This window comes from Nocardia brasiliensis ATCC 700358 (assembly GCF_000250675.2).
Lineage (GTDB): Bacteria > Actinomycetota > Actinomycetes > Mycobacteriales > Mycobacteriaceae > Nocardia > Nocardia brasiliensis_B.
The window spans coordinates 1,266,950-1,292,908 of sequence record NC_018681.1; the positions used below are offsets into that span (position 1 = coordinate 1,266,950).

Here is a 25,959-nt window from a genome sequence, read left to right on the forward strand (position 1 = left end):
AATGATGATGCCTGGGCGATCAGAGCTGTCGGCAGTATTCGCGCAGGACGGAAAGGTGTTGTCCCGCAGTTGTCCTGGCGGTGGCCAACTCGGCCCGGTCGCCGACCGGGGTCAGCACCTCCAGATAGCACTTGAGTTTCGGCTCCGTGCCGGACGGCCGGACCACCAGGCGCGTGCCCGCGCCCTCGAAGATCAACGCGTCGGTGCGCATCCGCCCGCGCACCTGGAGCAGATCGGTGTACTTCACCGGCTCGCCCGCGATCTCGTCCGGGGGGTTCGCCCGCAATCGAGCGACCACCTCGGCCGCGGCCGCCGGTGCGGCGAGGCGCAGCGACACCTGGTCCGTGCTGTACAGGCCGAATTCGACGGCGTAGTCGTCCAGTTCGTCGCGCAGCGTGCGATCCGCCGCCTTCAGCCGAGCCACCAGATCCGCGGTCAGCACGGCGGCCGAGATGCCGTCCTTGTCCCGGACCGTCGCCGGATCGACGCAGTGACCGATCGCCTCCTCGTAGGCGTAGACCAGGCCGTCGCCCGCCCGGGCCAGCCATTTGAACCCGGTGAGCGTCTCGGCATAACGCGCACCGCGCGCCGCGGCGATCCTGGAGAGCAGCCGTGAGGACACGATCGTCGTCGCCACCAGTGCGTCCGGCGGGGCGGTGCGCAGCACGCAGGCGCCGAGCAGCGCCCCGGTCTCGTCGCCACGCAGCATGCGCCAGGTGTTGTCCGGCAACGGAATTCCCACGGCGCAGCGGTCGGCATCGGGATCCAGCGCGATCGCCACGTCGGCGTCGACCCGCGCGGCCAGGGCGAGCAGGAGATCGGTGGCGCCCGGCTCCTCCGGGTTCGGGAACGCGACGGTCGGGAAGTCGGGATCCGGTGCGAACTGCTCCTCGACCACGTGCACATCGGTGAAACCCGCCGCGGTCAGCGCTTGCCGTGCCAGTTCGCCGCCGACGCCGTGCAGCGTGGTCAGCGCGATCCGGATCGGTGCGCGCGCACCGGGACCACCGATCAGGGCCGGCAACGACGTCACTCGTGCCAGATAGCGCCGCACCACGTCGTCGTCCGACGGTGCGACCGGCGTGCGCGCGATCGGCTCGATGACCGCGTCGATGCAGCGTTCGATCTCGGTGTCGGCGGGGGCGAGCAACTGGGAGCCCCCGTCGAGATAGACCTTGTAGCCGTTGTCGGTGGCCGGATTGTGCGAGGCGGTGATCTGCACGCCCGCCACCGCGCCGAGTTCGCGCACCGCGTAGGCGACCACCGGGGTGGGCAGCGGACGCGGCAGCAAGGTCACCGGAAAGCCCGCTGCGGCAAAGATTTCCGCGGTCGCCGTGGCGAACTCGGCGGACCCGTGCCGGGCGTCGCGGCCGACGATCACCGCGCCACCGCCCAGGCAGCGGCCGCGCAACCACTCGACCAAGCCCGCGCTCGCCCTGGACACCGTTTGCACATTCATGCCGTCGGGGCCGTCCTGCAACGGACCGCGCAGCCCGGCGGTGCCGAAGCGCAGCATCTAGACCCGTTCCAGCACGCCGCGCAGCAGCTTGCCCAAACGCGGTGCGGCGGCATGCCCTTCGGCGAGCACCTCGGCGTGCGACAGATGCCCGCCGGTGACACCCGCGGCCAGGTTGGTGACCAGCGAGATACCCAGCACCCGTGCGCCCAGCGCCCGGCACGCGATCACTTCGAGCACCGTCGACATGCCGACCAGGTCGGCGCCCATGGTGCGCAACATCCGGATCTCCGCGGGCGTCTCGTACTGCGGGCCGGTCAGGCCCGCGTACACGCCCTCGGTCAGGCTCGGATCGATTTCCTTTGCCACGGCCCGCAATTCGGGATCCCAGGCGTCGACCAGATCGACGAAGGTGGCGCCCGTCAGCGGGGTCCGCCCAGTCAGGTTCAGATGATCGTTGATCAACACCGGCTCGCCGACCCGCAGCCCCTCGCGAATACCGCCCGCGGCATTGGTGAGCAGCACGATCTCGGCACCGGCCGCGATCGCCGCACTCACCGGATGCACCACATCGCCGGGCTGATAGCCCTCGTACAGGTGCTGACGGCCCATCAGCAGCAGCACCGGCGTATCACCGACGCCGACCGAATGCACCATGCCGCCGTGCCCCTGCGCGCTCGGCATACCGAAGCCGGGCAACTCCGACATCGGAATCGAGGCGACCGGCGAACCGATCTCCGCCGCCGCCTCCTGCCAACCCGATCCGAGCACCACCGCAACGCGATGACGCGGCACTCCAGTACGTTCGGCGATCGCCTCGGCGGCCTGTTCGGCAAGCATGGAATCACACGATAGTCGGGTTTTTGGCCGCGCGGGCGCGGCGAACGGGTCGCTCGTAAGACTCGCTTCGTGGTGGGGACGTGGGTGGGGGAGTGGCGTGGTGGTGTGTACCGCGGGATGGGTGTTGCGGACTGCGTGTTTCGGCGGGGTAGTGCAGCGGGTTCGACGTGCGCAGCCGTCAACTGTGATGTTGCTACCCATGAGTAGGAAGTTCGGTGTGCGCCGGATACGCTCCTCGCATGCCGTATCTGGAACGTGAAGGGGAAGTGTTCGTCGTGTACCTCGGGAACGAGGGACAGACCGACAGCGAGAACCGCTTCCACCCGGACTGGATCGATGAGTTCCACCGGGTGCTGGACAAGGTGGAGGGCTCCGAGGGCCCGGCCGCGCTGGTGACCGTGGCGACCGGCAAGTTCTACAGCAACGGGCTCGACACGGACTGGCTGTTCGGCAATCTGGACAAGACGCACGCCTACCTGGACCGGGTGCACACGCTGTACACCCGCCTGCTGCAGTTCCCGATGCCGACGGTGGCGGCGATCAACGGTCACGCGTTCGGCGCGGGCGCCATGCTGGCCACCTCGCACGACTTCCGGGTGATGCGCGCCGACCGCGGCTTCTACTGCCTGCCGGAGGTGCACCTGGGCATGCCGTTCACGGTCGGCATGAACGCGCTGCTCACCGAGCGGCTGGCGAACCAGGTCTGCGTGCAGGCGATGACGACCGGCCACCGCTACCCGGCCGACGAGGCGATCGCCGCGGGCATCGTCGACGGCAAGGCCGATGCCGAGTCGTTGCTGGCGACCGCCATCGCGCGCGCCGCCGCCCTGGCGAGCAACCGCAAGCCCAATCTGCCGGTGATCAAGAGCGCGCTGCACGCCAAGGCGCTCGCCGGCCTCGCGGTGCCGACCACTCCGGACAACCTCGCCTTCGCCGCGGGCTGACCGCTCCCGCGAACAGCCGAAACCGCAGCTCGGGCGAGGTTGCCCGGGCAGTAGCCGCGATCTGAGCCACGCTCGGTTTGCGGTGCAGTGCAAGACTGTGTGCCATGCCACCACCGCGCAGCGGGCACCAGGAATCACGCAGCGACTATCGCAGCGCGCGTGCCGATGCCGTGCAGCTGTCGGATGCCGCCATCAAGACCGCGGGCGATCTGCTGATCGATCTCTCGCACTCGATCCACGCCGAGCCGGAGCTGGCGTTCGAAGAGACGCGCAGCATGGCCAAGACCATCGCGCCGCTCGCCGAGCGCGGCTTCGAGATCCAGACCGGCGTGGCCGAGCTGCCGACCGCGTTCCGTGCGAGCTTCGGTAGCGGTCCGCTCACGGTCGCGCTGTGCGCGGAGTACGACGCGCTGCCGGGCATGGGACATGCCTGCGGGCACAACATCATCGCCGCCGCGTCGGTCGGCGCCGCGCTCGGTCTCGCGGAGGTCGCCGACGCGCTCGGACTGACCGTGCTGGTGCTCGGCACGCCCGCCGAGGAGAGCGGCGGCGGCAAGGTGCTGATGCTGGAGCGCGGCGTCTTCGACGACGTGGCGATGGCGATGATGGTGCATCCCGGTCCGCTCGATATCGCCGGCGCGCATTCGCTCGCGATGGCCGATCTGTCGGTGGTGTTCCACGGTCGCGAGGCGCACGCGAGCGCCGCGCCGCACCTGGGTTTGAACGCGGGTGACGCGGTCACCGTCACCCAGGTTGCCCTCGGATTGCTGAGGCAGCATCTCCAGCCTGGTCAGCAACTTCACGGTATAGTCGGCGACGGTGGGGTAGCCCCCAACATCGTGCCCGGACGTGCGGAACTGCTGTATTACCTACGTGCAGTCGACTCGGCGTCACTCGACAATCTGATGCGACGAGCGTCGGCGTGTTTCGAGGCGGGCGCCCTCGCGACCGGCTGCCACCAGGAAATCCGGACTGTCGCGCCGACATATACCGAGCTGACACCCGATCCGGAGTTACTGTTTGCCTACCGCGAACAGATAACCGGATTGGGGCGAGTGCCGATCGCACCCGAGCTCGAGGCACAGCGGCCGCTCGGAAGCACGGACATGGGCAACGTCACCAACGTCATTCCGGGCATCCACCCAGTTATCGGCATTGATGCCGGTGGCGCGGTGACCCACCAGCCAGGTTTCGCCGCGGCGAGTGTCAACGCCTCGGCAGATCGAGCGGTGCTCGACGGTTCGCTCGCACTCGCGCGTACCGCGATCACCGCCGCGGGCGATGAAGAACACAGGGACAGGTTGTTGCAACGGCTCGTTCAACGACAGGAGGATATTCGGTGAGCAATACCGGCCGTTCGGCGGCGCGAGGTTCAGAGGCGGGGGCGTGCCTGGTCACGATGGGCCCCGAGAGCATCGCGATGCCGGACACCACGGTAACCGGGCGGGCGGCCGTCGAAGGATGGCTGGCCGAGCACGCGGTCGATCTCGTGCAGTGGCGTCGGCACATCCACGCCAACCCGGAACTTTCCCGGACCGAGTTCGCCACGACCGAGTTCATCTCGTCGTGGCTGACCAAGGCGGGACTCACCCCGCAGCTGTTACCCGGTGGCACCGGGATCATCTGTGACATCGGCCCGGAGGGCCCGCGCATCGGCCTGCGCGCCGATATGGACGCGCTCCCGCTACAGGAGTTCACCGGTCTCAGTTTCGCCTCCACCGTGCCCGGCGTCTCGCACGCGTGCGGCCACGACGCGCACACCACGATCCTGCTCGGCACCGCGCTCGCGCTGTCCGAGGTGCCGGAGCTGCCGGTCGGCGTGCGCCTGGTGTTCCAGCCCGCCGAGGAGGTGATGCCGGGCGGCGCGATCGACGTGGTCGCCACCGGCGCGATGGAGGGCGTGGAGCGGATCTTCGCGCTGCACTGCGATCCGCGCCTCGAAGTGGGCCGGATCGGCATCCGGGTCGGCGCGATCACCTCGGCCGCCGACACCATCGAGTTGGTGCTCGACTCGCCGGGCGGGCACACCTCGCGCCCGCACCTGACCAGCGATCTGGTCTACGCCATCGGCACCGTGATCACCGGCCTGCCCGGTCTGCTCAGCCGGCGCATCGACCCGCGGACCAGCACCGTCATGGTGTGGGGCGCGGTGAGTGCGGGCAAGGCGCCCAACGCGATTCCGCAGACCGGCATGCTCACCGGTACCGTCCGCACCGGCGACCACGCCACCTGGTCGCTGCTGGAGCCGATGGTCCGCGAGATCGTCGACGGGCTGCTCGCGCCGACCGGCGTGCGCTACCAGCTGAACTACCGACGTGGCGTGCCGCCGGTGGTGAACGACGAGGAATCCACCCGGATGTTCGAGGACGCGATCCGGATGATCGGCCCGGACGCGCTGGCCGACACCATGCAATCCGGTGGCGGCGAAGACTTCTCGTGGTACCTGGAGGAGGTGCCGGGTGCGATGGCGCGCCTCGGTGTCTGGTCCGGGCACGGCGAGCAGCTCGATCTGCATCAGCCGACCTTCGACCTGGACGAGCGGGCGCTCGCGGTGGGCGTGCGGGTGATGAGCAACATCGTGCTCAACGCGGATCCCGACCTGCGCTGATCTGCTATTCGGACGACGTGGCCGGGCCTGCGGGCCCGGCCACGTCGTTCTCGTCTGTCAGCCGAAGTTGCCGGGGCCCACGTTGCGGCTGTTCCGGGTCCGCAGCGAATGCACGTAATCCTCTGGCGCACCGGCTTTTTCGGCCGCGTCGGCGATGACGCCGATGTAGCGCGCGGACGGCAGCCCGCCCTCGTAGGCGTCGAGCACGTACAGCCAGGCCAGCGTCGGGTCGGCGCCGCTCTCGCTGCGGGTCACGCGCAGCCGGATCTTCTTGTGGATACCGAAGTCCGAGCCCTCCCAGCGGTCCAGCCGCTGCTCGTCTTCGGGTGACACGTCATAGAGGACGACGAAGACGCGGGAGCCCGGCTCCTCGACCACCGTCGCCAGGGGCCCTTCCCAGCCGATGTCGTCACCGGCGAAGGTGAGCCGCCAGCCCTCCAGCCAGCCCGTTCCGGACATTGGCGAGTGCGGGCAGCGCTCGAGCATCTGGGTTGAGTCCATGTTGGACCCGTAGGCGGCGTAGATCGGCACCAGCAAAGGGTAGCCAATAAGATCCTGGGATCGACTCTATCCCGGCCAGATGCGGTATTCCTGTGGCGCGCCCCGGGCGCGGCGACCTGGGGGGCACCGGCTGACGCGGCAGGCCGGGCGGGCAAACATGGTGTGACCTGTCTCGCCCGATAACGTTGACAGGTACCGGAGATCCCGGTGCGCAACCCTGAAGCGGAGGTATCCATGACCCGCATAGCGATCATCGGTGGCGGACCGGCCGGCTACGAGGCGGCGCTGGTGGCGGCCCAGCACGGTGCGTCGGTGACGCTGATCGATAGCGACGGCATCGGCGGGGCATGTGTGCTCTGGGACTGCGTTCCCTCGAAGACTTTCATCGCGTCCACCGGCGTGCGCACCGACCTGCGCCGGGCCCGGGATCTCGGCATCACCCTCGACCCGAACCAGGCGACCGTGCAGCTGTCGGAGGTGAACGGCCGCGTGAAGGCGCTCGCGCTGGCCCAGTCCTCCGATATCCGGTCGAAGTTGCAGACCGTCGGCGTGACGGTGCTCGCCGGTCGCGCCGAACTGGTCGGCCCCGCCACCGGTCTCGCCGCTCATCAGGTGCTCGCCAAATTGGCGGATGGCACGGAGGCGACCATCGAGGCCGAAGTTGTGTTGATCGCCACTGGCGCGAGCCCGCGCGTGTTGCCCGGTGCCGAGCCGGACGGCGAACGCATCCTGAACTGGCGCCAGCTCTACGACCTCGAGGAGCTGCCGGAGACGCTGGTGGTGGTCGGCTCGGGTGTCACCGGCGCCGAATTCGTCTCGGCGTACACCGAAATGGGTGTCCGGGTGCGGCTGGTGTCCAGCCGGGACCGCGTGCTGCCCGGCGAGGACGCCGACGCCGCCCTGGTGCTCGAGGACGCGCTCGCCGAACGCGGTGTGGAGCTGGTCAAGCACGCCAGGGCCGACGCGGTGGAGCGCACCGCGCAGGGCGTGGTGGTCAAGCTGTCCGACGGCCGGACGGTGTCCGGATCGCACGCGCTCATGACGGTCGGTTCCACGCCGAACACCGAGGGCCTCGGCCTGGACCGGGTCGGCATCGAACTCGACCGCGGCGGCTACCTGCGGGTGGACCGGGTCTCGCGGACCTCGGTGCCGGGCATCTACGCCGCGGGCGACTGCACCGGCCTGCTGCCGCTGGCCTCCGTGGCCGCGATGCAGGGCCGCATCGCGATGTACCACGCGCTCGGTGAGGGCGTGAGCCCGATTCGGTTGAAGACGGTGGCCTCCGCCGTGTTCACCCGGCCGGAGATCGCGACCGTCGGCGTGAGCCAGACCGCGATCGACAACGGCGAGACCCCGGCGCGCACGGTGATGCTGCCGCTCAACACCAATCCGCGCGCCAAGATGTCGGGCCTGCGCCGCGGCTTCGTGAAGATCTTCTGCCGCCCGGCCACCGGTGTGGTCATCGGCGGCGTCGTGGTGGCGCCGATCGCCTCGGAGCTCATCCTGCCGATCGCGCTCGCGGTGCAGAACAATCTGACCGTCAACGACCTGGCGCAGACGTTCTCGGTCTACCCCTCGCTGACCGGGTCGGTCACCGAGGCGGCCCGCCAGCTGATGCGGCACGACGACCTGGATTGAGGACCGGATCGAACCTTGTTCGAATGGGGTTGCGTTCCAGCGCGGTTCGTGCGGACTTTAGGTCTCCATTCACATTGCTCATCAGGCCTACATATGGTTCACTTCCCGCAGAGATGCGATCGGCGGGCGGTCGCGTGGTTCGGTGTTCGGGGGGATGGATCTTTTCCCAGTCGAAACGGCGAACGACCATCGCGTCGTTCGGCGACCGGGCGTCTCGACAGAGACAACTGTGTGTGGCCGAACCAGGTCGCACCCGGGAAAGGGAATGCGAAAAGTGAAACATCGTAAGCCGAGTCGGGCGCAGCGAGCGATGGCTAGCACCTCGTTGCCACTGGCTACCGCGGCTGCCGTGGCCACTCTGTTCGCGGCGCCGGCGGGGGCAGCTCCAGGGGATCCGACCGTTCCACCCACCACCGCGCCGCCGGCTCCGGCACCGGCGCAGCCGGGGGTCAACGAGGCTCCGCCGAGCCCCGACACCACCAAGCCGGATCCGAACAAGCCGACGGACCCGAACAAGCCGACCGTGCCGCCGGCGCCGAGTCCGAGCCAGCCGGGCGTCACCACCCCGGACCCGAACCAGGTCATGCCGAATCCGCCGAAGGATCCGAAGCTGGCCCAGCCGACGCAGCCGGGTGTCACCACCCCGCGGATCGCGCCGCTGCCGGTGCCGGGGCAGAAGGACCAGCCCGCGGTCGCGCCGGACGCACCGGCCGGCGAGCAGCAGCCCGGCGAGCAGTCGGGCGAGCCGAAGCAGGCCCAGCCGGGCACCAACGCGCCGGGCACCCAGGCGCAGCCGGGCACCGGCGAGAACGCGCAGGCCCAGCAGCCCGAGACGCTGGTGCAGCCGCAGCAGCAGCCGCGCTGGCAGGCGCCGCAGCTGCAGGCCGCGCCGCCCGCGCCGGTGGTCGAGATGACCGGTCCGCACCAGGAGATCGGTGCGAACATCGACGGTGGCACCGTGCTGCCCGGCTACGTGGCGAACACGCACCACTTCAACAACGAGCACGGCTACGTCGGCACCGTCGGGTACCGCACGCCGACCGGCGCGGGCGAGGCCGGCGTCTCGGTCGAGTACGTCGACGCCAACACGGTCAAGGTGACCACCTACACCGGTGGCGAGGGCCTGTCCGACAACAAGACCATCTCGGTGTTCGACACCACCCAGGCCAACCTGGCCAAGGCGGCGGTGGAGAACTGGATCCGGGAGCAGCCGGGCGGCGCCGCCGCACTCGAAGCCGCTGCGCAGGTTAAACTTCCACTCCAGCCGGGCGATTTGGCACCGCAGACTGTCGATGTGGGTGGTGTCACCACCCAATGGGGTGGTTCACTCCAGTACTGACACGATCTGATTTTTCGACGGGTGGGGCGGTCGTTCACGACCGCCCCACACGTGTGTCCTGGGGAAAGGATGGGGTGTGACCTCCGACGGTGATCCGAGCAAGGCCGAAACCGACGACCGGTCCGCGTCGGATTTCGGCCCGCCGGTGGGCGAATTCGGCCCGCCTGTTTCGGAATTCGGGCCGCCCGTTGCCGAGTTCGGTCCGCCGATGGGCGATACCGGGCCGCGGTGGCCGGTGCCGGAGCAGACCGCCGATCATCCCGAATTGGTGTGGCGGCCCGCCGACGAGTGGGAGCCGACGACTCCGCCCGCACCGCAGTATCGCGCGCCCGATGCCACGACGCCCCCGGCTCCCGGCCCGCGACCGAGCCCGCCCGCGCCGCAGCCGGACCGGGCGCAGGCCGCGAGCCCGGCCGCCGACGCCGACAAGGACTCGTGGTGGACCCGCCCCACCGATACCGGCAGCGTGCCGAAGCCGCCGCCGCTGACCTCGCCCGGGCTGTCCTGGGCGGACGATCCGATCGCGCAGCGGCTGGCGCCGAGCACGCCCGCGGTGGCTCCGCCCCCGCGCAAGACCGGCTCGCACCGGGGCCGCAACGCGCTGGCCGGTCTCTTGGCGGTCGTCATCCTGATCGGCCTGACGATCACCGTCATCGTGGTGTCCAGCAACGGCGGCGACGACAGCCCCGTGCCGCCCGGATCGACCACCGCCGCCGGGCTGACCTGTCCGACCGGCAAGGACGGCAAGGTGACGGTCGGCAACGGCAACGGCGACACCGCGAGCGGGCCCGGTGCGATCCTCGGCTTCCAGTACGCCTTCTACGTCCAGCGCAGCGGTGCGCAGGCCCGGGCCTTCGTCGCGCCCGACGCGGAGAACGTCTCGTCGGCGGAGATCATCCAGGGCGGCATCAACGCCGAGGTCCCGGTCGGGACCAAGCACTGCCTGCGGATCACCGAGGTGGCGAGCGACACCTTCGACGTGGACCTGACCCAGCGCAAACCGGACGGCACCGAGACCATCTATCACCAGACCATCACCACCGCGGTCCGGGACGGAAAGGTGCTCGTCTACTCGATCAAGCCGCGCGAGGTGTGAACATTTCTCAGTATATGAGAAATTCGTTTCATATATTGGTCGGCGCCATGCGAAAGTAGACTTTCGCATATCTGGCGTTCGTTCGGAGGTTCCTCATGTCGCCGACCCGTCCCGCGCTCGCGGCCAAGCTCGCAGGACTGCAGAGCTCGGCGATTCGTGACCTGCTCAAGCTCACCGCTCGGGCCGAGATCATCGGGCTCGCCGGCGGCCTGCCCGACGCCGCGCTGATGCCGCGCGAGCGGATCGCCGAGGCTGCCGACGCGGCGCTGCGCAAAGCGGCCTGCCTGCAGTACACGGAGTCGCCGGGCTGGGCGCCGCTGCGCGCGGTGCTCGCGGAACGGGAAACCGCGCGCCTGGGCCGGGTGGTGCCGGTCGACGAGGTGTTCGTGACGCACGGTTCGCAGCAGGCGCTGTCGCTGCTCGCCGAGGTGCTGCTCGATCCGGGTGCGCTGGTGATCGTCGAGGACCCGGCCTATGTCGGTGCGCTGCAAGTCTTCCGGGCCGCGGGGGCGCGCATCGTCGCCGTGCCGCTGGACGCCGAGGGAATGCGCACCGACGTGCTCGCCGACCTGCTCGCCCGTGGCGAGCGTCCCGCGGTGGTGCACACGGTGAGCAATTTCCACAACCCGGGCGGAGTCACGATGAGTCCCGCCCGCCGCGCCGAACTCGCCGAACTTGCTGACGCGCACGGTTTCTGGGTGATCGAGGACGACCCGTACGGCGAGCTGTGGTTCGACGAGCCCGCACCCGCCCCGGTGGCCACGTACTCCCGCAACGTGATTCGGCTGTCGAGTTCGTCGAAGATCCTCGCGCCGTCGCTGCGGGCCGGCTGGCTGGTCGCGCCGAACGAGGTGTGCCGCGCGGTGGAGTTGCTGAAACAGGGTGCGGACCTGTGTGGTTCGGCCCTGACCCAGCAGATCGCGGCCGATCTGCTCGCCGACCGGGACTGGCTGGCCGCGCATATCGATCACGTGCGGACGGCCTACGGCGAGCGCGCCAAGTCGCTGGTGCACGCGGTGCGCACCCGCTTCGGCGACCGGGTGCGCTGTACCGACGCGACCGGCGGGATGTTCGTCTGGGCCGATTTCACCGACGGCACCGACACCACAGAGCTGCTGCCGCGCGCGCTGGACGCGGGTGTCGCCTATGTGCCGGGCGCGGCCTTCGCGGTGGACGGCGGCTACCGGAACTCGATGCGCATGTGCTTCACCACGTCCGACGCGGATACCCTCGCCGAGGCGGTGCGCCGCCTGGCCAGTGCCGCGGAATAGCCTGCCCGCCTGCAGCTTTCGCCGGCGGGCCGCGGCCGTCAGTGCGCGTGAGTCACGCGGCCCGGCGGCCGCGGGCGAGGCACGTCAGCGCTTGTTGATGCCCGGCTGCTTGCCGCCGATGGGCAGCCACACGTTTCCGTTACCGCCCCAGGCGCAGACGAGATTCTGATCGCGCAGGGTCTGCCCCGCGATCGGGCAGGGTTCGTAGGCTTGGGCGGCCTGCGCAGACGGTGCGACGAGGGCGACCGCGCCGGCGGTCAGTGCGCCGATGGCAAGCGCGGATAGGGTGCGGCTCATGGCTTTTCATGCCTTTCGAGAGAACGATCGGTACGTCGGATTCGACGGCGGCAGCGCGCCGGCGGTTCCGGCGAGTGACGCAGATCACTGCTCTCCTGCAGCTCAGTCGGCCCACCCGTAGGTGCGCTCTACGGCCTTGTTCCAGGCCCGCAGATGCTCGTCGCGGTCCGCATCGGACATGGTGGGTTCCCAGGTCTTGTCCGCGGACCAGTTCTCTTTGATGTCATCGGTACTCGACCAGAAGTCGACCGCCAGGCCCGCGGCGTAGGCGGCGCCGAGCGCGGTGGTCTCGTTGACCACCGGGCGCACCACGGGCACGTCGAGGATGTCGGACTGGAACTGCATCAGCAGATCGTTGCCGACCATGCCGCCGTCCACCTTCAAGGTGGTGAGTTCCAGGTCGAGGTGCTCGGATTCGGCGTCGGCGCGCATGGCGTCGACCACCTCGCGGGTCTGAAAAGCGGTGGACTCCAGCACCGCTCGGGCCAGGTGGGCCTTGTTCACGAAGCGGGTCAGCCCGGCGATCACCCCGCGCGCGTCCGGCCGCCAGCGCGGCGCGAACAGCCCGGAGAAGGCGGGCACGATGTAGGCGCCGCCGTTGTCCTCGACGCTGCGCGCCAGCGGTTCGATCTCCTCGGCGGACGAGATGATGCCCAGGTTGTCCCGGAACCACTGCACCAGTGAGCCGGTCACCGCGATCGAGCCTTCCAGCGCGTACACCGCGTCCGCGTCGCCGAGCTGATAGCAGACGGTGGTGAGCAGGCCGTGCTGGCTCACCACCGGTGTGGTGCCGGTGTTGAGCAGCATGAAATTGCCGGTGCCGTAGGTGTTCTTGGCCTCGCCGGGCGAAAGGCAGGCCTGGCCGAAGGTGGCGGCCTGCTGGTCGCCGAGGATGCCCGCGACCGGCACCCCTTGCAGCGGGCCGGAATTGATCTCCGCGTACACCTCCGAGGAGCTGCGGATCTGCGGCAGCATCGCCTCCGGCACACCGAACTCGGCGCAGATCTGCGAATCCCATTGCCGGGTGCGCAGATCCATCAGCATGGTGCGCGAGGCGTTGGTCACGTCCGTGATGTGCTCGCCGGTGAGGTTCCACAGCACCCAGCTGTCGATGGTGCCGAAGCAGAGCTCGCCGGCCTCGGCGCGGTCGCGGGCGCCGTCCACGTGGTCCAGCAGCCAGCGCAGCTTCGGCCCGGCGAAGTAGGTGGACAGCGGCAGCCCGGTGCGTTCCTGGTAGCGGGTCGGCCCGATATCGCCGCCGAGTTCGGTGGTGAGCCGGTCGGTGCGGGTGTCCTGCCACACGATGGCGTGGTGGATCGGCTTGCCGGTGGCCCGGTCCCACACCACGGTGGTCTCGCGCTGATTGGTGACCCCGACGGCGGCGATGTCGCCGGCGCTCAGATCGTGCTCGTCGAGCACCTCGCCGAGCACTGTTTCGGTGTTCTGCCAGATGGATTCGGCGTCGTGCTCGACCCAGCCCCGGCGCGGGAAGATCTGCTCGTGTTCGCGCTGGGCGACGCCGACGACGCGCCCTTGCCGATCGAAGACGATGCACCGACTCGAGGTCGTGCCCTGGTCGATGGCGGCCACATAGCGACGCATTCGTGCAGGTTACTAAACGCACAACGTGCTGTGGCCGATTGTCGCGCGCGCGGGTTGCCGCCGGTTTCACATCGCCGCGGGCGCGCGCCTCGAGTAGGTTGGTAGTGGTTACCGCCGGGTAGCGTTCGACGACACGGGCGGACGTCGCGGTCGACGAGATCGCGGGCCGTTCGCCTAGCCTGTTAGCAGAGCAGCTCGAGCTATGCCCGAAGAAGACCACAACGTCGTCGGCAACCGGCGCGGCTGGAGGAGTCGAGCATGACCAAGAAGCCGGAATCCCAGTTCCTCGGTCCGGAGCAGCGCAGGACGGCCTGGGAACGGTTCGGTAAGGACCATTTCGACGTGGTCGTCATCGGTGGTGGCGTGGTCGGCGCGGGTATCGCCCTGGACGCGGCCACCCGCGGCCTGCAGGTCGCGCTGGTCGAGGCCCGTGACCTCGCCTCCGGCACGTCGAGCCGGTCGTCGAAGATGTTCCACGGCGGCCTGCGCTATCTGGAGCAGTTGGAGTTCGGCCTGGTGCGCGAGGCGTTGCGCGAGCGCGAGCTGGCGCTGTCCACGCTGGCGCCGCATCTGGTGAAACCACTGCGGTTCCTCTACCCGCTCACCCATCGCGCCTGGGAACGCCCGTACGTGGCGGCCGGGCTGGTGCTCTACGACACCATGGGCGGCGCCAAATCGGTTCCCGGTCAACGGCATCTGTCCCGGATGGGGGCGCTGCGGCTGTCGCCCGGACTCAAGCGCAGCGCGCTGATCGGCGGCGTCAGCTACTACGACACCGTCGTCGACGACGCCCGGCACACCATGACGGTGGCGCGTACCGCCGCGCACTACGGGGCGGTGATCCGCACCTCCACCCAGGTGGTCGGCTTCCTACGGGAGGCGGATCGGGTGGTCGGCGTGCGGGTGCGCGACAGCGAGGACGGCCGCACCGCGGAGGTGCGGGCGCACGTGGTGATCAACGCGACCGGCGTGTGGACCGACGAGGTGCAGGCGCTGGCGCATCAGCGGGGCCGGTTCCACGTGCGCGCGTCGAAGGGCGTGCACATCGTGGTGCCGCGGGACCGGATCGTCAGCGATGCCGCGATCATCCTGCGCACGCCGACCTCGGTGCTGTTCATCATCCCGTGGGGCACCCACTGGATCGTCGGCACCACCGACACCGACTGGAATCTCGATCTCGCGCATCCGGCCGCTACCAAGGCCGATATCGACTATCTGCTCGACCGGGTCAACGAGGTGCTGGTCACCCCGCTCACCCACGACGACATCGACGGGGTCTACGCGGGGCTGCGGCCGCTGCTGGCGGGGGAGAGCGACGAGACCTCCAAGCTGTCGCGCGAACATGCCGTGGCCCGGGTCGCGCCCGGGCTGGTCGGCATCGCGGGCGGTAAGTACACCACCTACCGGGTGATGGCCTACGACGCGGTCGACGAGGCGGCACAGGACATTCCGGCCCGGGTTTCGCCCTCGATCACCGAGAAGGTGCCGCTGCTCGGCGCGGACGGCTATTTCGCGCTGGTCAATCAGACGGTGCAGCTGGCCGAGGCCTACGGCGTGCACCCGTATCGGGTCAAGCATCTGCTCGACCGCTACGGCTCGCTGATCGATGAGGTGATGGCCATGGCGGACGGCAAACCGGAACTGCTGCAACCGATCACCGACGCACCATCGTATCTGCAGGTGGAGGCCGTCTACGCGGCCGCGGCCGAGGGCGCGCTGCACCTGGACGACATCCTGGCCCGGCGCACCCGGATCTCCATCGAGTACTCCCATCGCGGCGCCGACTGCGCCGAGGAGGTGGCGCAGCTGGTCGCCCCGGTCCTCGGCTGGGACGACGCCGAAATCGACCGTGAGGTAACGACTTACCGGGCGCGGGTCGAGGCGGAGATCCGCTCGCAGACCCAGCCCGACGACGCCTCGGCAGACGCGTTGCGCATCGCGGCGCCCGAACCGCGGCCGGAGATCCTGGAGCCGGTGCCGGCCGACGGCTCGGCGAGCAAGGCTGTGCGGCAACCGAATTCGTAGCGGTTCAGCCCAGGCCGAGCGTCGGCGGCGGTAGCGCGATGGTCGCGAGGGTGCCGCCGCCCGGCGCGGGTTCCATCGTGGCTGTGCCGCCGTGCAATTCGGCGATCCACGCGACCAGCGCGAGGCCGATGCCGCTGCCTCGGCCGCCGGTGACGCCTCGCTCGAACGGATTGCTGGACAGCTGCGGGTGCAGTCCGGCGCCGTGATCGCGCACGCTGACCCGGCCGTCGGCGACGTGCACCTCGATCGGGGCGCCGGGGTTGATCGCGCCGTGCGTGATCGCGTTCTCGAGCAGATTGCGCACCGCGAGGCTCAGCAGATTCGGGTCGCCGACCACAACGGTGGGATTGCTCTGCACGATGATGGTCGACTGGAATTCCTCGACGACCGACTCGGTGAGTTGATCGAGCAGCAACTGCACGCGCTCCATCGTCGTCACCCCGGCCTGCATCCGGGCCCGCGCGAGCAGTCCCGTGACGATCCGTTCCATCCGGGCGCCGAGCGCGCCCGCGTCGGCCAGCGCGCGTTCCACCTCGTGTGGGTTGCGCCGCCGCGGCGCGGTGACCAGACCCAAAGTGGTGAGCGGCGTGCGCAACTCGTGCGCGGCATCGCCGAGAAACCGTTCCTGTTCCTCGATCAGCACCAGCGCCTGCCGCATGCTGCGACCCGAAAGCGCATGGGCGGCAAGGGCGGACAGGGCGACCAGGGTCAGGCCGCCGACCACCAGGCCCCAGAGCAACAGGGCGCGATCACGGTCGCGCAGACCGGGATTCGTGCCCGCGATAACCACCGCCTGGGTCGTGGTGTCTTCCCAGGACACCGGCGTCGCGGCCAGCCGCACCGGACGGCCCGCGCTGTCGTGGTCGTCCTGGAAGACGGTGCCGGAGGCGCGGACGGCGTCGTCGGCGAGCGCCTCGGCGCCCACCGACGCGGGCAACCAGGAACGCAGGTGCCCGTAGATCTCGCGCCAGTGCCCGTTCTCGTCGGTGCGCACGATCAGCACCGCGGTCTCGCCGTTGGCGAGGTCGTCCCGTTTCACCTGTTCGAGATCGATGGCCTGCGCGTCGAGATCGAAGTCGATGCTGCGCCACAGGCCGGTCACCACCCGGTCGAGGCTGTTGTCGATCGCGTTGTGCCGCGAGCGCGCATCGATGGTCGCCGCGACGACACCGAGAATGATCAGGCAGGTGGCGGTGATTCCGGTGATGAGCGCGGTCAGCAACCATCGGGTGCGGCGCAGCCGGGCCACCGCCGGCCGCGTGCCGGTGAAGCCGGCCGAACGGATGCCGCCGCGGCTCGGGCCGGGACTCAACGTGCGAATGCTGCACTTCCGATCATGAACCCGGTGCCGCGCACGGTCTCGATCACCTGCGGCGGTCCGAGTTTGCGGCGCAGCTGGGCGATGACGGCGTCGACCACATTGGAGGCGGGCTCGGCCATCTCGTCCCAGCAGCACTCGATGAGCTCGCTGCGCGACACCACGGTGCCCGCGCGGGTGGCGAGCAGTTCGAGTACCGCGAATTCCTTCGGCGTCAGCGAGCGCAGGATGCCCGCGCGCTGCACCCGGCGTCGCGGCAGGTCGATATCGACGTCACCGAGCACGATGCGCGCGGGCGCCGGGTGTTCGCGGCGGCGGCTCAGCGCCCGCACCCTGGCGGCGAGTTCGGGCAGGGCGAACGGCTTGACCAGGTAGTCGTCGGCGCCGTGCTCGAAGCCGGCGATGCGATCGGCGAGCCCGTCGCGTGCGGTGAGCATCAATACCGGTACCCGCAGGCCTGCCGCGCGGTGGTGGGCGACGAGTCGCAGGCCGTCGCCGTCGGGCAGGCCGCGGTCGACGACGAGGACGTCGTAGGTGTTGACGGTGATCTTCAGATCGGCGTCGGCGAGCAGGCGGGCCAGATCCACTGCGCAGCCCGCCGCGCGCAACCCGGCGGCGATTTCGCTGCCGAGACCCTCGTCGTCCTCCACCACCAGCACACGCACGAGGTCTGAGAATAGGGCATTTCAGACCTCGTGCGCCCGCCGGACGACTCAGTTGGTGGAGTAGTACAGGTCCCACTCGCCGGTCGGGGTCTGCCTGCACTCCCACCACTTCCAGTCGGGGTGCGCGGGTGCGTCGGCGCCGTCGGCGCGGCAGGCCGCCTCGGTGCCGTACGTGCCGACATAGATCGTCTCCGCGTTGGCCACCGCCGACCCCCCGGCGACGAGGCCCGCCGACAGCGCGACGGCGGCGAGCAAGGTGCTGATCTTCATGATTTTCCTTTCTCCCTGGCGCGTGCTCCGCGCCCGGCATCAGAAAACCAAGCTGTCCGTGAGAATTTCGTGATGGACCGCGGTGGCCATCAGTGCGGTGCTTCCTGCCGGACCGCCCAGCCGACCAGTGAGCGCAGATAGCGCAACACCATCTCCTCCGGATAGGCGGCCGGATCGGTGAGGTGCAGCCGGGCCAGTTCTTCCATGGCCGCCAACAGGATTCGTTCGGTCGGGCCGTCCGGATCCACGGTGACGCCGGTGTATCGGGACAGATGCCGCGCGCCGATCGCCCTGGCGTAGGAGCGGCCGAGTTCGAGCCGGGCGCGCAGATCGGGCGGGCCGCCGTCCGGCGGGCTGAGGATGATCCGCCAACTGGTCGGGGCCGCATGCAGATACGCGAGGATGCCGCGGCCGACCTGATCGATATCGATCTCGCCCGGCCAGTCCACCGTGCCGATGCCGGCCAGCGCGATCGCCGACTCCCGATCGAGCAGCGCGGTCATCAGCCCGGACAGATCGGTGAACTGCTGATACACCAGGGCCCGCGCGACCCGTGCTGCGCGGGCCACCCGATCGATGGTTACCGCCGCGAAGCCGTCCTCGGCGACGATGTCGCGTGCGATGTCCAGCAGCTGGGCGCGTCGATCGGCGGCCGACATCCGGCGCTTCGGGGTTGCCGGACCGTTCGGCGGGTCTGCGGCGGGCCGGGATCCAGGCGGCGGGGATTGAGCGGCGAGCTCGGACGTGGCGCGATCCGTGGTCACCGCACCGACGGTAGCGCAAGCAGTAGGTCCACCGCCGTGGCCGCGCTCTGCACCGCGCTCTCCATGGTCGCCGACCAGTCGGTGGCGGTCCAGTCACCGGCCAGGACCAGTGTCGGCACCGAGGTCCGTTGTGTCGGGCGCAGCCCGTGCGTGCCCACCACCTGGGAGAATGTTGCTCTGGGCATCCGCACCACGTGCCCCTGCACGACTACCGCCTCGCGTGCCGCGGGATAGTAGCGCCGCAGCAGCGCCAGCTGTTCGGCGACGATCTCCTCGTTCGATTTGTGGATCTGCTCGTAGGCGCCGCTGGTGGTCAGGCAGTACAGCCAGGCCCGCTCGGTGCTGCGGCCGGTCATCCGCTGGCGGTCGAAGACCTCGTCGATCACGCCGGTGCCGCCGATGAGCGCCTCGAATTCGGCCGTCGTCCCGAGCGGCCGATCCAGATAGAGATTGGTGCTGACAATCGGCGTGTAGCCCAATTTGTCGGCGGCCGAGTAGATTTCGGCGTGCTCAGGCAGGTCGTCGAGCAGTCCGTTGATATTCGAGTTGGGTACCGCGCAGACCACCGCGTCGGCGGGCACGGTGCTGCCGTCCGCCAGCGCCACCCCGGTAACCCGGCCGTCGGCGATGTCGATCCGCCGTGCCACGGCGCGGTGGCGCACCTGAACTCCGTGCCGGGCAAAGACTTTCAACGCGCCGGTGACGTAGAGCGTGTCCAGATCGGTGGTCGGGTAGCCGATGGTGGCGGGCCGCCGATGTCTGATGCCGAGGCGGATGCCCGTCGCCATCACATCGGCGAGCACCTTTGCCGATTCCTGCTGCACCGGTTCGGCGGCGACGCCCAGCGCCAGCCAATCCCACAGCGCCTCACGGGCTTTGGCGGGCATGCCGACCCGGTCGAACCATTGCGCGGTGGTCAGGCCGGGCAGGTCCGCGGGCTGGTGCAGGCACTGCCAGCCGAGTCTCGCGGTGGCGAGGGCGGCGCGAGCGCGCTCCAGCGGGGAGGCGTCGGGGTGGGCGCCGGACAGCGTGCGCAGTGCGCCGAGCCCCCTGGTGTGCATGGTGACGCTGCGCCCGTCCGGCCAGCGCAGCGTGGCCTGGTGCGGAAAGGCGACGTACTGCCGGGTGCCGACACTGGTGAGGTACCGGAACAGGTGCTCGTAACCGCTGGCGATCACGTGCTGCCCGTTGTCCGGCAGATCGTCCGCGGCGTCGACCTTCATCGCGTGGGTGCGGCCGCCGAGCCTGCCGCGTCGTTCCAGCAGGGTGACCTGCTTGCCCGCCTCGGCGAGCCAGACCGCGGCCGCGAGCCCGGCCAGTCCACCGCCGATGACCACGTACTGCCGTGGATCGTTCATGCCGCACTCCTCGATAACTTACATATTGCAAGTTATGTGGGCGTGCTCACTTCGTCAAGGGTGCGGGGAGACGGCGGACATCGACGGATGCGGCGCCTGCGGCGTCGAGCCCTCGGCCGAATTCGGGTGCAGCAGAAGGTAGCTGAACAGCACGGTGGCCAGCGTCGCCAGGGTGGCGAAGAACAAGCGTCCGGCGATCGCGAGGAACAGTCGTCCGCTCGTTCTCGGTACCGTCGTCATGGCTTGCTCCTGTGCTGTGTCGTGACTGCCACGGATGTAGTCGTGTCGCGCGCGCCGAGCATTAGCAACTGAGTGGCAAATTACAGTGCCGGTCGGGTGATAGCGCGTCGGCTCGCCGGTATTCGCCATGTTCGGACGGTAGGAGCCGGGGCGCTCACCCGGAAGCGGTGATCAACTGGGGAGGCGGTGACCTGCGTCGACGCCGCGGATCGGCGGCAACTGGGCAGTGGGTGGCTCAGCCGGTGGGCTCGGGCTGGCAGCGCGGGCAGAAGTAGATGCCACGCTCGCGTTTGGCGAGCCGATCCGTCTCCGGCGCGGTGTCGCCGAGCAGGCGCACGGTGATCTGGGTGCCACAGCGCTGGCACGGCCAGCGGGTCCGCCCGTAGGCCAGTGGGCGCCAGGGCGGTTCGTGCACGGCCTTGTTCAGCACCCGGTGTGCCTCGTGCACGAGCGCGAGCAGGTCGGGTACCGCGCCGACGGGGGTCGCCGGATGCACGCGCCGCAGGTAGCAGATCTCGCTGCGATAGATGTTGCCGATACCGGCGAGGTTGCGCTGATCCAGCAGCGCGACCCCGATCGACTGCTCCGGCCGCCGCTGCAGGCGGGTCATCACCTCGGCGACATCCCAATTCGGCCCGAGCAGGTCGGGGCCGAGATGATCGATCACCGTGTGCTCCTCGGCCAGGCGCAGCACCTCGACCTTGCCCAGCGAGAACCCGACGGCCTCCACCTCGTCCGTGCGCAACACCAGCCGCGCGGTGACCCGCGGCCTGGTCCAGCGCTGTCCGCAATGGAAGACCCGCCAGACGCCCTCCATCTTGAGGTGCGTGTGGATACTCACCGTAGGGGTCCGGATGAACAGATGTTTTCCGTAGCTGCCGACGCTCTGCACGACCTGATCGCGGAGATCGACCGTGGCGTAGCGTGGCACCCGGAAGTCGCTGCTGGTCAAGGTCTTTCCTTCGAGCGCGGCCCGCAGCCGGGCCGCCGCGAAGTAGACCGTGTCACCCTCGGGCATGACACCACCGTGCCGGGTGGTCGCCCCTCACGGCCGCGTCCGCAGGCGCAGGCCGCGCGGGGTGGCGGAGAAGCCCGCTTCGGTGAGGAAGCCCGCGAAGGTGTTGCCGTGCACCGTTTCCCCGTCCACCTTGTCGATGACGAGAGAGTCGACGCGCCGACTGTGCACGAGGCCCGCCATGGCGTGTGCGGCGGACTGGCGGGCGTCCGGGTCCTCGGTGAAGGTGAGCAGTGTCTTGCCACCGCGTTCGAGATACAGCACCAAATCGCCGTCGACGAGCACCACGATCGCGCCCGCCTTCCGTCCGGGCCGATGTCCGCCGTCGCCCTCGCCCTTCGGCCATGGCAGCGCCGCGCCATAGGGATTGGCCGGATCGCAGGCGGCCAGCGCGAGGGCCTGCCCGGCCTGGGGTTTGGTCTCCGACAGCCGGCGTTCGGTGTCGAACGAGCGCAACCGGTCCACCACGTCGGTGCTGGAGAACTGCGCGCCGCCGAGCGAGTCGACGAAATAGCCACGGCGGCAACGGCCGCGGTCCTCGAACTCGGTGAGCACCCGGTACATCAGCGCGAAACCGCCCGGAATGCCTTCGTTCTGGACCGAACCCCTGGTCAGCACGCCGTACCGCTCCAGCAGCAGATCGGCGGTCGCGTGCGCGCGAACGGTGTTGTCCGACACCCGTTCCGGCAGCAGCGACCATCGACCGGCCACCATCGGCGGACCGGACCGGGTCGGCATGCTCGGTCGCGGCAGATAGGCCCGCCCGCGCGGGGCGCGGCGCGGGGTCCGGTGCGCGGTCGTGGTGCGCGTGGTGCCGGACAACAGCGCGCGCACGGGTGCGAAGGTATCGCCGGAAACCATTCCCGCCCAGACCAATTCCCACAGCGCCGCGGCCACCTGGGTGTCGTCCAGCAAACCGGTGGCGTCGGACAGTTGGCGGAAGAAGTAGGCGCCGCCGCCGTGCTGGATCGGCGCGAGCCGGGGAGCCGGGGCACCGGCTCCGGGCGGTGCGGCGACGGCCGCGTCGAGATCCAGTTCGACCGGTTGCTGCTGGGGTAGCGCGGTATTCGCCGGTCGCGGCACGAGCGTCGCACCGAGCGCAGTGAGCAGGCTGAGCTGCACCTCGGAGAGCTCGATGTCGTCGGGCGGCGGCAGCGTGAACGCGGCCTGGTCGGTCAGGTGCAGGGCGATCCAGCCGTCCTTCGCCGTGATCGAGCCGTGGCCGGACCAGCTGACCTCGCCGGTGGCCATCAGCTCGTCCAGCATGGCGGGGGAGTAGTCGCGCACCCGCGCGGGCAGGACGAGTGATTCCCAGGCCGAGGCCGGAATCGGTACGCCCGCCAGCTGTTCCACCACCGCGACCACGCCGTCGACGCCCCGGAGTTCGCCACTGCCGATGTGCTGCCAGGCCGGCAGGAAGCGGCCGAGCGTGGCCGTCGACACCGGTTCGACCTCGTGCCGGGCGGCCGCGAGCGAGCGGCGGCGCAGCCGGCGCAGCACCTGCGCGTCGCACCATTCGGATCCCGCCGTGCCGGGCGTGAATTCGCCCTCCACGAGGCGCTTTTCGGTGACCAGGCGATGCAGCGCGGTGGCGGCGACCGCGGTGCCGAGCCCGAACCGCGCCGCCACCGCCTCCGTGCCGAACGGGCCGTGCGTGCGGGCGTAGCGCCCGACCAGATCGCCGAGCGGGTCGGCGACCGGTTCGATGAAGGCCGCGGGCGTCCCGATCGGTAGCGGCACGCCCAGTGCGTCCCGCAGCCGGGACGCGTCCTCCACGGCCACCCACCAGCTGCGGCCCGCGAAGCTCACCTCCATGGCGCGTCGCGCCGCCAGCAGGTCGGCGAACCAGCTCGCCGGATCGTCCACGCAGCGTTCGGCGGCCTCCGCGGCGGTGAGCGGACCGAGCAGGCGCAGCAGATCGGCCAGTCCCTCGGCGTCGCGGGCGTGGCGCTCCGGGGTAAGGCGCTGGAGCTCGCGTTCGGTCAGGTCGAGTACCGCGGCGTCGAGCAGTTCGCGCAGTTCCACCCGGCCGAGCAGTTCGGCGAGCAAGCCTGAATCGAGCGAGAGGGCGGCGGCACGGCGTTCGGCCAGCGGGCTGTCGCCGTCGTACATGAACTGGCCGATGTAGTCGAACAGCAGCGCGTTGGCGAAGGGCGACGGAGTCGCCGTCTCCACCTCGACGAGTCGCAACTGCCTGCGCGCCACCCGGCTGAGCACATCGCGCAGCGACGGCAGATCGTAGACGTCGCGCAGACATTCGCGCACCGTCTCCAGCAGGATCGGGAAGTCGGGGAATTTGCGGGCGACGTCGAGCAGCTGTGCCGAGCGTTGCCGCTGCTGCCACAGCGGGGCGCGCTTGCCCGGATCGCGCCGCGGCAGGAGCAGCGCGCGGGCAGCGCACTCGCGGAAACGCGAGGCGAAAAGCGCTGAGCCGCCGACCTGTTCGGTGACGACGTCGTCGATCTCGTCGGGCTCGAAGACGAACAGCTCAGCACCGGGCGGATCGTCGGTGGTGTCCGGCAGGCGCACCACGATGCCGTCGTCGGAGGCGTTCGGCGCCGCGTCCACACCGAACCGTTCGCGCAGCCGGGCACCGATCGCCAACGCCCACGGTGCGTGCACCGGCAGGCCGTACGGCGAATGCAGCACCAGCCGCCAATCGCCGAGCTCATCGCGGAAACGCTCCACCACCAGGGTCTTGTCGCTCGGCAGGTGGCCCGTCGCGGTGCGCTGCTCGTCCAGCAGGGCACCGAGATTGCTGGTCGCGAAGGTGTCCAGACCCGCTGCGGCCGTGAGCTTTTCCAGGTTCTCCGGATGCTGGCCGACCTTGCGCACGAATTCGCCGAGCGCGCCGCCGAGTTCGGCGGGGCGGCCCAATCCGTCGCCGTGCCAGAACGGTAGCCGGCCCGGCTGCCCGAACGCGGGCGTCACCAGCACCCGGTCGAAGGTGATCTCCTCGATCCGCCAGCTGGTCGCGCCGAGCGCGAAGACGTCGCCGACCCGCGACTCGTACACCATCTCCTCGTCGAGTTCGCCGACCCGCGAGGCCTTTTCCCCGACCATGTACACCGCGAACAGGCCGCGGTCGGGGATCGCGCCGCCCGAGGTCACCGCGAGCCGTTGCGCGCCGGGCCGTCCGGTGAGGGTGCCCGCGTCGCGGTCCCACACCAGTCGCGGGCGCAGTTCGGCGAACTCGTCGGACGGGTAGCGCCCGGACAACAGGTCGAGCACCGACTCGTAGGCCGAGCGGGGCAGCGTCGCGTAACTGCCGGTGCCGCGGACGATCTCGAACCAGGCGTCGACGTCGATGGGTTCCAGCGCGCACGCGGCCACCGTCTGCTGGGCCAGGATGTCTAGCGGGTGCGCCGGGATCTGGATGGCCTCGATCTGGCCCGTGGTCATCCGCTGGGCCGCGACCGCGCAATGAATCACGTCGGTGCGGTGCTTGGGGAACAACACGCCGCGCGAGATCTCGCCGACCTGATGCCCGGCCCGCCCGACCCGCTGCAGGCCGCTCGCGACCGACGGCGGGGCCTCCACCTGGACCACCAGATCGACCGCGCCCATATCGATGCCGAGTTCGAGGCTGCTGGTCGCGACCACGCAGCGCAGCCGCCCGCTCTTCAGGTCGTCTTCGATGAGCGCGCGCTGCTCCTTGCTCACCGATCCGTGATGCGCCCGCGCGAGCAGCTGGCTCGCGCCGTGCACCACCTCGGTGCTGGCGCCGATCAGGGCGGGCGGCTTGTGCTCGAGTTCCACCGGGGTGCCGAGCCGCTCCGCGTAGGTCTCGTTGAGGCGTGCGGTGAGCCGCTCGGCGAGCCGGCGCGAGTTCGCGAAGACGATCGACGACCGGTGCTCCAGCACGAGATCCACGATGGCCTCGTCCACGTGCGGCCAGATCGAGCCCGGCTGATCGGAGTCTCCCGGCTCGGTCATGTCCGCGACCGGCACCCGCACGGACAGGTCGAAGGTCTTCGGCGCGGGCGGCGCGACGATGGTGATCGGCGCGTTGCCGACCAGGAAGCGCCCGACCTCCGCCGGGGGCCGCACGGTCGCCGAGAGGCCGATGCGCTGGGCCGGACCGCTCGGCGCCCGGCTGTCCTCGTCGCGCGGCTCCGAGGTGAGCAGGTCGAGCCGGGCCAGCGAAAGGGCCAGGTGCGCGCCGCGTTTGGACCCGGCGATCGCGTGCACCTCGTCCACGATCACGGTGCGCACGTCGCGCAGCGTCTCCTTGGCCGCGGAGGTGAGCATCAGGAACAGCGACTCGGGTGTGGTGATCAGGATGTCCGGCGGGGTGCGCTGCATCGTCCGCCGGTCGGCGGCGCTGGTATCGCCGGAGCGCACGCCGACCCTGATCTCCGGGGGATCCAGGCCGAGTCGCTTGGCGGTCTGCGTGACGCCGACCAACGGGGCCCGCAGGTTGCGCTCCACGTCCACCGCGAGCGCCTTGAGCGGGGACACGTACAGCACCGAGGTACCGGTGCGCGGCGCGGACTGTTCCCGCGTCGCCAGCTGGTCGATGGCCCATAGGAACGCTGACAGCGTCTTACCCGAGCCGGTCGGCGCGATCACCAGCGTGTGCTCACCCGCCGAGATCGCCTCCCACGCCCCCAGCTGCGCGGACGTCGGCGCCGGGAACGCGCCGTCGAACCACTCCTGGGTAGCCGGGGAGAACTGAGCCATGTCCTCAGTCTGCACCCGACCACCGACAA

Annotated in this window: 21 protein-coding genes; 8 read left to right on the forward strand and 13 right to left on the reverse strand. The window is 69.9% G+C overall.

Annotated elements, in window-relative coordinates:
• Window positions 1-19: 19 nt before the first annotated feature.
• Entirely contained in the window at window positions 20-1,516 is a 1,497-nt protein-coding gene (locus O3I_RS05525; protein ID WP_014981910.1) for a phospho-sugar mutase, read from the reverse strand.
• Complete coding sequence (locus tag O3I_RS05530) at window positions 1,517-2,296, reverse strand: purine-nucleoside phosphorylase (RefSeq protein WP_014981911.1); 780 nt, start codon at window positions 2,294-2,296, stop codon at window positions 1,517-1,519. It abuts the gene before it with no gap.
• 239 nt (window positions 2,297-2,535) lie between these two features.
• Between O3I_RS05530 and O3I_RS05535 the strand changes: the two genes are divergently transcribed.
• From O3I_RS05535 to O3I_RS05545, 3 genes are all read left to right on the forward strand, one after another.
• A complete protein-coding gene (locus O3I_RS05535) occupies window positions 2,536-3,240 on the forward strand; it encodes an enoyl-CoA hydratase-related protein (RefSeq protein ID WP_014981912.1) in 705 nt (234 codons plus the stop codon).
• Between the two features lie 104 nt (window positions 3,241-3,344).
• On the forward strand, window positions 3,345-4,583 hold the full coding sequence (locus O3I_RS05540) for a M20 family metallopeptidase (RefSeq protein ID WP_014981913.1): 1,239 nt from the start codon (window positions 3,345-3,347) through the stop codon (window positions 4,581-4,583).
• A gap of 77 nt (window positions 4,584-4,660) precedes the next feature.
• Window positions 4,661-5,848, forward strand: a complete 1,188-nt coding sequence (locus O3I_RS05545; RefSeq protein WP_041563415.1) for a M20 family metallopeptidase — start codon at window positions 4,661-4,663, stop codon at window positions 5,846-5,848.
• 57 nt (window positions 5,849-5,905) lie between these two features.
• Here the strand turns inward: O3I_RS05545 and O3I_RS05550 are convergent, their stop codons facing one another.
• Window positions 5,906-6,379 carry a gamma-glutamylcyclotransferase gene (locus O3I_RS05550; protein WP_014981915.1) on the reverse strand — a complete coding sequence of 158 codons (474 nt, stop codon included), beginning with the start codon at window positions 6,377-6,379 and terminating at the stop codon, window positions 5,906-5,908.
• Between the two features lie 204 nt (window positions 6,380-6,583).
• Between O3I_RS05550 and O3I_RS05555 the strand changes: the two genes are divergently transcribed.
• The 4 genes from O3I_RS05555 (at window position 6,584) to O3I_RS05570 (ending at window position 11,693) form a co-directional block, all read left to right on the forward strand.
• On the forward strand, window positions 6,584-7,987 hold the full coding sequence (locus tag O3I_RS05555) for an NAD(P)H-quinone dehydrogenase (RefSeq protein ID WP_014981916.1): 1,404 nt from the start codon (window positions 6,584-6,586) through the stop codon (window positions 7,985-7,987).
• A 349-nt stretch (window positions 7,988-8,336) separates the two neighbouring features.
• Entirely contained in the window at window positions 8,337-9,326 is a 990-nt protein-coding gene (locus O3I_RS05560; protein WP_014981917.1) for a hypothetical protein, read from the forward strand.
• Window positions 9,327-9,402: 76 nt separating this feature from the next.
• On the forward strand, window positions 9,403-10,422 hold the full coding sequence (locus tag O3I_RS05565) for a hypothetical protein (protein WP_014981918.1): 1,020 nt from the start codon (window positions 9,403-9,405) through the stop codon (window positions 10,420-10,422).
• Between the two features lie 95 nt (window positions 10,423-10,517).
• Entirely contained in the window at window positions 10,518-11,693 is a 1,176-nt protein-coding gene (locus tag O3I_RS05570; protein ID WP_014981919.1) for a PLP-dependent aminotransferase family protein, read from the forward strand.
• 84 nt (window positions 11,694-11,777) lie between these two features.
• Here the strand turns inward: O3I_RS05570 and O3I_RS05575 are convergent, their stop codons facing one another.
• Complete coding sequence (locus tag O3I_RS05575; protein ID WP_014981920.1) at window positions 11,778-11,990, reverse strand: hypothetical protein; 213 nt, start codon at window positions 11,988-11,990, stop codon at window positions 11,778-11,780.
• Between the two features lie 102 nt (window positions 11,991-12,092).
• Complete coding sequence (gene glpK / locus O3I_RS05580) at window positions 12,093-13,592, reverse strand: glycerol kinase GlpK (protein ID WP_014981921.1); 1,500 nt, start codon at window positions 13,590-13,592, stop codon at window positions 12,093-12,095.
• Window positions 13,593-13,850: 258 nt separating this feature from the next.
• Here glpK and glpD point away from each other — a divergent pair, with 258 nt between their 5' ends.
• Entirely contained in the window at window positions 13,851-15,617 is a 1,767-nt protein-coding gene (gene glpD / locus O3I_RS05585; RefSeq protein WP_014981922.1) for a glycerol-3-phosphate dehydrogenase, read from the forward strand.
• A gap of 4 nt (window positions 15,618-15,621) precedes the next feature.
• Here the strand turns inward: glpD and O3I_RS05590 are convergent, their stop codons facing one another.
• The 8 genes from O3I_RS05590 to O3I_RS05625 form a co-directional block, all read right to left on the reverse strand.
• Window positions 15,622-16,929: a sensor histidine kinase gene (locus O3I_RS05590; RefSeq protein WP_014981923.1), complete on the reverse strand. Its 1,308-nt coding sequence runs from the start codon at window positions 16,927-16,929 to the stop codon at window positions 15,622-15,624.
• Complete coding sequence (locus O3I_RS05595; RefSeq protein ID WP_014981924.1) at window positions 16,926-17,600, reverse strand: response regulator transcription factor; 675 nt, start codon at window positions 17,598-17,600, stop codon at window positions 16,926-16,928. Before O3I_RS05595 ends, O3I_RS05590 begins: the two co-directional genes overlap by 4 nt.
• Before the next feature lie 48 nt (window positions 17,601-17,648).
• Window positions 17,649-17,870 carry a hypothetical protein gene (locus tag O3I_RS05600; protein ID WP_014981925.1) on the reverse strand — a complete coding sequence of 74 codons (222 nt, stop codon included), beginning with the start codon at window positions 17,868-17,870 and terminating at the stop codon, window positions 17,649-17,651.
• Window positions 17,871-17,959: 89 nt separating this feature from the next.
• Window positions 17,960-18,529 (reverse strand): TetR/AcrR family transcriptional regulator, encoded by a 570-nt coding sequence (locus tag O3I_RS05605; protein WP_014981926.1) that lies wholly within the window; start codon window positions 18,527-18,529, stop codon window positions 17,960-17,962.
• Between the two features lie 101 nt (window positions 18,530-18,630).
• The gene (gene hpnE / locus O3I_RS05610; protein WP_014981927.1) at window positions 18,631-19,992 is read right to left on the reverse strand and encodes a hydroxysqualene dehydroxylase HpnE; all 1,362 of its coding nucleotides are present in this window, start codon (window positions 19,990-19,992) and stop codon (window positions 18,631-18,633) included.
• A 54-nt stretch (window positions 19,993-20,046) separates the two neighbouring features.
• Window positions 20,047-20,232: a hypothetical protein gene (locus tag O3I_RS05615; RefSeq protein ID WP_014981928.1), complete on the reverse strand. Its 186-nt coding sequence runs from the start codon at window positions 20,230-20,232 to the stop codon at window positions 20,047-20,049.
• Window positions 20,233-20,467: 235 nt separating this feature from the next.
• Window positions 20,468-21,250 (reverse strand): DNA-formamidopyrimidine glycosylase family protein, encoded by a 783-nt coding sequence (locus O3I_RS05620; protein WP_014981929.1) that lies wholly within the window; start codon window positions 21,248-21,250, stop codon window positions 20,468-20,470.
• Between the two features lie 27 nt (window positions 21,251-21,277).
• On the reverse strand, window positions 21,278-25,930 hold the full coding sequence (locus O3I_RS05625; protein ID WP_014981930.1) for an ATP-dependent helicase: 4,653 nt from the start codon (window positions 25,928-25,930) through the stop codon (window positions 21,278-21,280).
• Between the last annotated feature and the right edge of the window lie 29 nt (window positions 25,931-25,959).

Coding starts and splice junctions, on each gene's coding strand:
- O3I_RS05600 (WP_014981925.1), bottom strand. CDS start 17,870: ATGAAGATCAGCACCTTGCTCGCCGCCGTCGCGCTGTCGGCGGGCCTC.
- O3I_RS05620 (WP_014981929.1), bottom strand. CDS start 21,250: ATGCCCGAGGGTGACACGGTCTACTTCGCGGCGGCCCGGCTGCGGGCC.
- O3I_RS05525 (WP_014981910.1), bottom strand. CDS start 1,516: ATGCTGCGCTTCGGCACCGCCGGGCTGCGCGGTCCGTTGCAGGACGGC.
- O3I_RS05605 (WP_014981926.1), bottom strand. CDS start 18,529: ATGTCGGCCGCCGATCGACGCGCCCAGCTGCTGGACATCGCACGCGAC.
- glpK (WP_014981921.1), bottom strand. CDS start 13,592: ATGCGTCGCTATGTGGCCGCCATCGACCAGGGCACGACCTCGAGTCGG.
- glpD (WP_014981922.1), top strand. CDS start 13,851: ATGACCAAGAAGCCGGAATCCCAGTTCCTCGGTCCGGAGCAGCGCAGG.
- O3I_RS05555 (WP_014981916.1), top strand. CDS start 6,584: ATGACCCGCATAGCGATCATCGGTGGCGGACCGGCCGGCTACGAGGCG.
- O3I_RS05615 (WP_014981928.1), bottom strand. CDS start 20,232: ATGACGACGGTACCGAGAACGAGCGGACGACTGTTCCTCGCGATCGCC.
- O3I_RS05625 (WP_014981930.1), bottom strand. CDS start 25,930: ATGGCTCAGTTCTCCCCGGCTACCCAGGAGTGGTTCGACGGCGCGTTC.
- O3I_RS05535 (WP_014981912.1), top strand. CDS start 2,536: ATGCCGTATCTGGAACGTGAAGGGGAAGTGTTCGTCGTGTACCTCGGG.
- O3I_RS05530 (WP_014981911.1), bottom strand. CDS start 2,296: ATGCTTGCCGAACAGGCCGCCGAGGCGATCGCCGAACGTACTGGAGTG.
- O3I_RS05540 (WP_014981913.1), top strand. CDS start 3,345: ATGCCACCACCGCGCAGCGGGCACCAGGAATCACGCAGCGACTATCGC.
- hpnE (WP_014981927.1), bottom strand. CDS start 19,992: ATGAACGATCCACGGCAGTACGTGGTCATCGGCGGTGGACTGGCCGGG.
- O3I_RS05570 (WP_014981919.1), top strand. CDS start 10,518: ATGTCGCCGACCCGTCCCGCGCTCGCGGCCAAGCTCGCAGGACTGCAG.
- O3I_RS05575 (WP_014981920.1), bottom strand. CDS start 11,990: ATGAGCCGCACCCTATCCGCGCTTGCCATCGGCGCACTGACCGCCGGC.
- O3I_RS05545 (WP_041563415.1), top strand. CDS start 4,661: ATGCCGGACACCACGGTAACCGGGCGGGCGGCCGTCGAAGGATGGCTG.